Annotated in this window: 7 protein-coding genes; 4 read left to right on the top strand and 3 right to left on the bottom strand. The window is 62.7% G+C overall.

Annotated features, from left to right (window positions below):
* The 3 genes from NOM55_RS14880 to NOM55_RS14870 all read left to right on the top strand — a co-directional run.
* Positions 1–558: DUF2345 domain-containing protein (locus NOM55_RS14880; protein WP_255909338.1), on the top strand; the 558-nt coding region annotated here is incomplete at its 5' end.
* Positions 559–560: 2 nt separating this feature from the next.
* Positions 561–2,135, top strand: a complete 1,575-nt coding sequence (locus tag NOM55_RS14875) for a hypothetical protein (protein ID WP_255909337.1) — start codon at positions 561–563, stop codon at positions 2,133–2,135.
* Positions 2,132–3,187, top strand: a complete 1,056-nt coding sequence (locus tag NOM55_RS14870; RefSeq protein ID WP_255909336.1) for an Imm72 family immunity protein — start codon at positions 2,132–2,134, stop codon at positions 3,185–3,187. The genes NOM55_RS14875 and NOM55_RS14870 overlap by 4 nt, the downstream gene beginning before the upstream one ends.
* Positions 3,188–3,541: 354 nt before the next feature.
* On the opposite strand, the gene rph is transcribed toward NOM55_RS14870, so the two are convergent.
* The 3 genes from rph to NOM55_RS14855 form a co-directional block, all read right to left on the bottom strand.
* Positions 3,542–4,258, bottom strand: a complete 717-nt coding sequence (gene rph / locus NOM55_RS14865) for a ribonuclease PH (protein WP_255909335.1) — start codon at positions 4,256–4,258, stop codon at positions 3,542–3,544.
* A gap of 72 nt (positions 4,259–4,330) precedes the next feature.
* Positions 4,331–5,203: a PP2C family serine/threonine-protein phosphatase gene (locus tag NOM55_RS14860; protein WP_255909334.1), complete on the bottom strand. Its 873-nt coding sequence runs from the start codon at positions 5,201–5,203 to the stop codon at positions 4,331–4,333.
* Positions 5,200–6,138, bottom strand: a complete 939-nt coding sequence (locus tag NOM55_RS14855) for a serine/threonine-protein kinase (protein WP_255909333.1) — start codon at positions 6,136–6,138, stop codon at positions 5,200–5,202. The genes NOM55_RS14860 and NOM55_RS14855 overlap by 4 nt, the downstream gene beginning before the upstream one ends.
* Positions 6,139–6,226: 88 nt before the next feature.
* Between NOM55_RS14855 and NOM55_RS14850 the strand changes: the two genes are divergently transcribed.
* A complete protein-coding gene (locus NOM55_RS14850; RefSeq protein ID WP_255909332.1) occupies positions 6,227–7,093 on the top strand; it encodes a YicC/YloC family endoribonuclease in 867 nt (288 codons plus the stop codon).
* The last annotated feature ends 177 nt before the right edge of the window (positions 7,094–7,270 follow it).

Genomic DNA, 7,270 nt, shown 5'->3' with positions numbered 1-7,270 from the left:
CTGAAACTGATCGCGGCCAAGGGCAAGGTGCAGGTTCAGGCGCAGAGCGATGCGATGGAGCTGACGGCGGATAAGGACATCACCATCACTTCCTGCAAGGGCAAGGTAGTGATCAGCGCCAAGCAGGAGATTCTGCTTACCAGCGGCACCGGCTACATCAAGCTCGCCGGTGGCAACATCGACATCCACTGCCCCGGCACGGTGAGCGTGAAGGGGGCGGAGCATGCGTTGAGCGGGCCGGCGAGCTTGAAGATAGCCCCCCCCTCACTCCCCGTAGGTAAAACACAGCTTCATATCAAACGGGAATATCACGATCAAGAAGCACTGTCGGGAGCAAGCTATGTCGCGATGTTATCCGACGGGAGTACCCGTAGCGGGGTGCTTGACGGCGATGGGCAGGCGCAGCTTGAGGATGTTCCTTCTGGTGCGGTACAGGTGCGATTTGGCCCTGATTCACGTGCCTATAAACGCAAAGACCAACAGTCAACACCTGGTTACAAAACCAAACTTGCCGACAGTGATATCCAGGCACTCATCGCCAAGCATGGAGGAAATTGAAAATGTCCGGTATGAGCCTTGCAGAAATCAAGAGTATTGCGGCGGAAACTGGCGACTGGATCTGGGGCACGGCACAAGGGGCATTTAACGAGCGGCAGACTACTGCACAGATCATTGTGGATGCGGTCATCGGCATGATCCCCTTGGTGGGGGATGCTACCGCTGCGCGCGATCTGATCGCCGTGTTGCTACGGCTGAGTAACGAACCGCAACGCCGCGAACAAGTGAGTGAATGGGTGTTGCTGGTCGTTCTGCTCTTCGCCTTGATTCCGGTGGTGGGTGGGGTCATCAAGGGTGTTGGCCGTTTGGCGCTGCGTGTAGGGAAAAATGCGGCAGACAACAGCAAGTTGCTTACGGAGACAATCCAGTTTTTGAATCGGATGGGGCGGGGCAACGCCGTCAAATGGCTGAAACAGCTGGACGTCATGAAATATCAGGGCGAACTGGTGGGGAAGTTCTCTGATTTTTGCGCCAGCATTGTGGACACGATCAGCGGCATCATCAGGTCACGCACAGGTCAGTTACTACCAGACAATATGCGCGCCCAACTGCAGCGCGTGCAGGCCGGGATCATGACACTGCGCGGGCTGGGCGGGAAAATGATTCCTCTGGCGCTGAAGGAGTTGCACACCAAGCTGAAGGTATTGCAGGAGTTGGTCTATCAGGGCGAGGTTCACACGCTGGCAACCGGCCAACGCAATCTGACGCGCGAGGCCGAGGCCGTGATGCTGCACAATCAGGTGCGCGCGGCGATCAAGGCCGGCAAGTGGCCACAGAATTTGCTGTCGGGGGAATTGAATGATGCCAAGGTGCAAAAGAAGCTTGCCGAATGGTTCGACCGGCGCAAGATCGCCGAAGGCTGGCCGGATTTGCTGCGTAAACAGGTTGAATTACCCGGTCACGGGAAAACCAAGTACTACAACTCGCTGTGCACCTTCAGCGGCAAGATCGCCGCTTGGGGGCCGGAGCAGTTCGCTGGCCAGACCATTTACCGCGCCTTTGGCCCCGGCGGCAAGCTGGCTGGGGCATCCAATGCCGGGGGCTATTTCTGGGGTGCCGGCGCCATCCCGCAGAATGCCAAGGCGTGGCGCGAGATGGCGGCGGTGCTGGACGAGTGGAACGCCAACGGCCTGATCATCCTCGTCACCTTTCCGCCGCTGGTCCGCATCCGGCAGGAGCCGGAACTGATGCAGGCGCTCAAGGGCTGGCACGGCAGCATCGCCGAACAGTTTGGCGACAAGATCAAGAACCAGTTTCTGGCAGGGGGGGGCAAGCAGGTCGGCATGAACGACTTGCCAGCCGCGCTGGCGACAAAGATCACCGAACTGGGCGAGGCCGCCAAGGCTGGCAAGCTGGGCAGTGGCGAAGTGATGGGTGTCAAGATCGAAGTCCGCAAAAGCGGCTGGACCGAGGTCGAGGGCAAGTACGGCTACGCCAAGGAAGGCGAAGACTTGTCGCAATACGCCCTTACCCGCCAGCTGGAAACCAATGAAATCAAGGCCAAGACCAGCAACAGCACAACCGTCGCGGCCACCCGCGCCGGCAATCAGGGTAAACAAAAGGAAGCAGCAAGATGAATCTGCAACACAACCGCCGCCGCCTGTTCTGGCTGCTGCAAAAGTGGTCCAGCTACACCGTGTGGGCGCACTACGCCAAGCAGTTCGATATCTTCGTCAAAGCCTACGAAGAGGCGCTGGCCACCTGGCCGGACGGTGAACGCCCGCCAGAATACAATATGCGCTTTGCCTACCTGGCGCAGGACCTGTACCCGAAAGGCTTGGCCGCTCTAGCGAAAGGCGACCGCTCGGTGTGGCGCGAGCGCGAGGACGGCTACCTGGGGGAAGCGGAGAGTGCCTCTTTCAGAGCAATGGAAGGCGTGACGTCTGCCGAGATCAACAAATACGACGGTGGCGAGCGCGGCGTGCCACTGTATACGGTGTGGACCGAGCGGCTGGAACAGCTGCGGCTGCTGAAGGAGGCGGCGACTCCTTGTGGTGCGGCGCTGGTTTATGAGCCAAGGCCTACTTATGCTGATTGGCATCCTATCGCTTATAGAGATTCTGAATGCCTTACTGAAAGCTATTTTCAGGAGGTGATTCACAAATTTGGCCCCTGGCCCGAACCCACGCCCGAGCCCCCCCCCCCCACCAATATTCTCGTTGAAAGCGGGGAACGCATCCCCAACGATGGCATCTGGGAACTGGTGCTGCCACATCGCGCGCCCGGCGAGACCGATGCGCTCAATTATTTCGTCAAAGGCGCGGTCGCACCGTGGATCGAGGATTTGGAGAAGTTCAGCCAGGACCCCAATCCCGGCAAGCAGTATGTGTTGCCCGCCACCTGGCGCCTGGTGTGGGAGGACACCCGCTACCTCGATAGCGTGATTCCGGACGAATCTTTCTACTTCAACCCCGTCATCACGCCGCAAGAGCCGGTCGAAGCGCAAGGCATGGCGCCCCCCATACCATCATCCAGCCGTTGCGAAGCGGGCCATCCCTGCCCGCAGGCCGGTACTTGGTGGACGCCAGCCAAACCCGACGCCCGCCGTGCCTTTGCCCAGGGCGAACGGATGCCGGATTTCCCGGACAGCAGCTACGGCGCCACCATCTGGTACCGCAAGGCGGAGTAAGCCGGCCATCGGTTCAAGGTTGGCCGCATGCGGCCAACCAAATCATCGCCGACATCAAGCAGCCCATCCCGCTTCGCACAGTCATCGGCATGGTGTGCGACAAAGCCGACAAACTCTGGCCATCGATCTGCACCGCAAAAAAGGCGTCACCATTAGCGACCTGCCCAAGACCAAGCAGAAGGTTTTGTTGGAGTTGCTGGCTTTAAGCGCAGAGGAGCTGGCTAACAGTGACCGGCCCTATCCGCCGTACCCGCCCACACGGTAGCATCAAGGCAAACAGGGTTGGCCGCACGCGGCCAACCCTGTTTGTTTATGGCGCCATCGCAGCGGATGGCACGATCGATTTCGCGCCGGTTACTTCGCCAGCGCCTCGCGCTGTAGCGCAACCAGCTCGGCGATGCCTTTTTCCGCCAGTTGCAGCAAGGCGTCCATTTCCGTGCGGCTGAACGGTACCCCTTCCGCGGTGCCCTGCATCTCGACAAAGTGGCCGTCGCCGGTCATCACCACGTTCATGTCGGTTTCGCAGCCGGAGTCTTCCTCGTAGTCGAGATCCAGCAGCGGCACGCCGTCGACGATGCCGACCGAAATCGCCGCCACGTGCTGGCGCAGCGGGTTTTCGCTGAGCTTGCCGGCGGCCAGCAGGCCGTTGATGGCATCGGCCAGCGCGATGTAGGCACCGGTGATGCTGGCGGTGCGGGTGCCGCCGTCGGCCTGGATCACGTCGCAGTCGATCTGGATCTGGCGCTCGCCGAGCTTGGCCAGGTCCACCACCGCGCGCAGGCTGCGCCCGATCAGGCGCTGGATTTCCTGGGTGCGGCCGGATTGCTTGCCGCTGGCCGCCTCGCGGCGCATGCGGCTGTGGGTCGAGCGCGGCAGCATGCCGTATTCGGCGGTGACCCAGCCCTGGCCCTTGCCCTTCAGGAAGCCGGGCACGGTTTCGTCAACGCTGGCGGTGCAGATCACCTTGGTGTCGCCGAATTCGATCAGTACCGATCCTTCCGCGTGGCGGGTGTAATTGCGGGTAATGCGGACGCTGCGCAGCGCGTCGGCAAGTCGTTGGGATGAACGCATGGCGCGGGCTCTCGGGTAGGAATAACAGCGCGATTCTACCCGATCGCCCTGCCGCGCGCGGCGGCTTGCCGCTCAGTGCGGCTGCCGGGGCTGCAGTTCGGCGGCCAGTTCATGCTCCATCAGCAGGCCGGGGATGGCGTCATCGGGCAGGAAGCCGGTCAGCGTGCCGCTGTCGATGTAGCCGCTGCGGCCATCCAGCGCCGCATCCGCCGGCAGCAGGGTGAACGCCACCGCCGACAGGTTGTCGCCGCGTTCGCCGCCGCGCTTTTCCGCCACCGTCATCAGCGCCGGCAGTACCGCTGGCGCCACCCGCCCATGGAACACGCGCGCCAGTTCCGGGTCCGGCACCACGCTCCACAGCCCGTCGCTGCACAGCAGCACACTGCAGCCGGCCTGCAGCGGCAGCGGATGGAGGACGCTGACTTCCGGCTCTCCCATCGCGCCCAGGCAGTTGTAGATGCGGTTGCGCGCCGGGTGCACCGCGGCCTCGGCCTCGGTCAGCTGGCCGCTGTCGATCAGGCGCTGCACGTGGGAATGGTCGCGGCTGCGGAAGCGCACCGCACCCTGCTCCAGCAGATACAGCCGCGAATCGCCGGCGTAGGCGCAGTACACGGTGTCATCCTGCACGATGGCCACCACCACCGTGGTGCTGGGAATCTCGCGCAAGTGGTGGGCGATGGCGTGGTCGATGATGGCCTGGTGCGCCTCGCCCAGCGCCCAGCGCAGGAAGTCGCCCGGCTGCAGCAGCCGCGGCGTGGCCTGGCAGCGGAACTGCTGCACCAGTACTTCGGTGGCGATCCGCGCCGCCACTTCACCGTCGATATGGCCGCCCATGCCGTCGGCCACCACCAGCAACACGCACTCGCTGGAACAGGTCACCGCCAGCCGGTCTTCGTTATTGCCGCGTCCGCCGATGCGGGAATCGACTGCCAGCGCGAACTTCATCGCTTTTTCCCCGTCAGCCAGGCACCGGCCTTCTGCCATAGCGAGGGCAGCGGCGTGACATAGTCATTGGCCAGCAGGCTCTGCTGCATCTGCGCCAGGCTGTCCGGCCGCCGCTGCGGCTCCAGCTGCAGGCAGGCATCGACCAGCGCCAGCAATTGCGGCGAATAGTGGCGTGCAAACAGCTTGCTGGCCGGTTGCAGCGTGTCGGCCTGCAGCCGCTCGTCTGCCGCCGGCAGGCGGCCACCGCCCAACATCGCGTACAGGCTGGCGCCGAGGCCGTAGATATCGGTCCACGGCCCGAGCTTGGCCTTGGCGTCGTACTGTTCCGGTGCGGCATAGCCGGGGGTGAACATCGCGGTCAGCGCCTGCCCCGGTCGCCGCAAGGCCTGGCGTGCGGCACCGAAATCGAGCAGCACCGGCGAGCCGTTGCGGCGCAGGTAGATGTTGGCCGGTTTGATATCGAGATGCAGCAGCTGCTGCTGGTGCACCTCGCGCAGGCCGCCGATCAGCTCGGCAAACAGCTTGCGCAGCCGCGCCTCCGGCAGGCTACCGGCGGCCAGCGTCAGCTCCTTGCTCAGCGGCCGGCCCTCGGTGTACTCCATCACCATGTACACCGTATTGTTGGCCCGGAAGAAGTTCACCACCCGCACGATATTGGGATGCTGGATGCCGGCCAGCACCCGCGCCTCCTCGAAGAAACACTTCAGGCCGACGCGGAACGCCTCGCGGTCCAGCTCGTCGATGATGGTGACCTCGCCGCCGGGCTGGCGGCTGGTCATGTCCAGCGGCAGGTATTCCTTGATCGCGAACTTGCGGTCGTAGTGATCCAGCGCCAGGTAGACCTGACTGAAACCGCCGGAGCTGAGCTCGCGGACGATGGTGTAGTCATCCAGCCGGAAGCCGGCAGGCAGTGCGCTTTGCTTGGATTGCGTCATGTGCATTGTTATAGTGTAGCGGCCCCTGAATCGGAACCCTAGCTATTCGGGGCATGTCTTCCTGAAAACCATGACAGCCGGAGCTCCCATGATCCTGAGTATGACAGGCTTTGCCTCCGCCACCCGCGACTTCCCGGGCGGCCTATTATCCATTGAACTGCGCGCGGTGAACCACCGCTACCTCGACGTGCAGATGCGACTGCCGGAAGAGCTGCGCGTGATCGAGGCGCAAATGCGCGAGCTGATCGCCGGTCGCGTCACTCGCGGCAAGGTGGAATGCCGCGTCGGCATCAGCCAGAACGACAACGACAACCAGCAGTTGGAACTGAACCCGGACATGGTGCAGCGCCTGCTGGCGATCAGCAACCAGGTCAAGACCATCGCGCCGCAAATGCGCGAACTGGGCATGGGCGAGCTGCTGCGCTGGCCGGGGGTGCTGAAATCCAATTCGCTGCCGCCGGAAGTGCTGCAACAGCTGTGTCTCGACGGCCTGAAAGTGGTGCTGGAAGACTTCCGCGCCACCCGCGGCCGCGAAGGCGAAAAACTGGCGCAAGTGCTGCGCGACCGCCTGGAGTCGATGGCGCAGATCATCAGCGACATCAAGCCGCGCCTGCCGCTGATCCTGGAGGCCTATCGTGCCAAGCTGTCGGCACGGCTGCAGGAGGCGCTGGGCAATGTCGACGATGACCGCATCAAGCAGGAGTTCGCGCTGTTCGCGCAGAAGATCGACGTTGATGAGGAGCTGGAGCGCCTGAGCACCCACCTCAGCGAGATCCGCCGCATCCTGAAGACCGGCGGCCAGGTCGGCAAGCGGCTGGACTTCCTGATGCAGGAACTCAACCGCGAAGCCAACACCCTCGGCTCCAAGTCGGTCGCCACCGAAACCACGCAGGCCTCGGTGGAGCTGAAGGTCCTGATCGAGCAGATGCGCGAACAGATTCAGAACGTGGAGTAGCATTTCACGGCGCGTCATGCCGTTGCACCAATCGCACAAAAGCCCCGCCAGTCGGGGCTTTATTCGTTTCAGGTCATGTCATCCCGTAGCAACAAAGCGCATACTTAGCGTGTACCCAAACGTGTACCCAAGGCACTTTTTCGCGGTCAGTTTGGGACACACCCTTATTCGCGGTTC

It is taken from the genome of Vogesella sp. AC12 (assembly GCF_024437575.1).
In the GTDB taxonomy this organism is placed as follows: domain Bacteria; phylum Pseudomonadota; class Gammaproteobacteria; order Burkholderiales; family Chromobacteriaceae; genus Vogesella; species Vogesella indigofera.
Note: the sequence above shows the minus strand (reverse complement) of the source record. Positions and strands in the feature narration are given on the sequence as shown.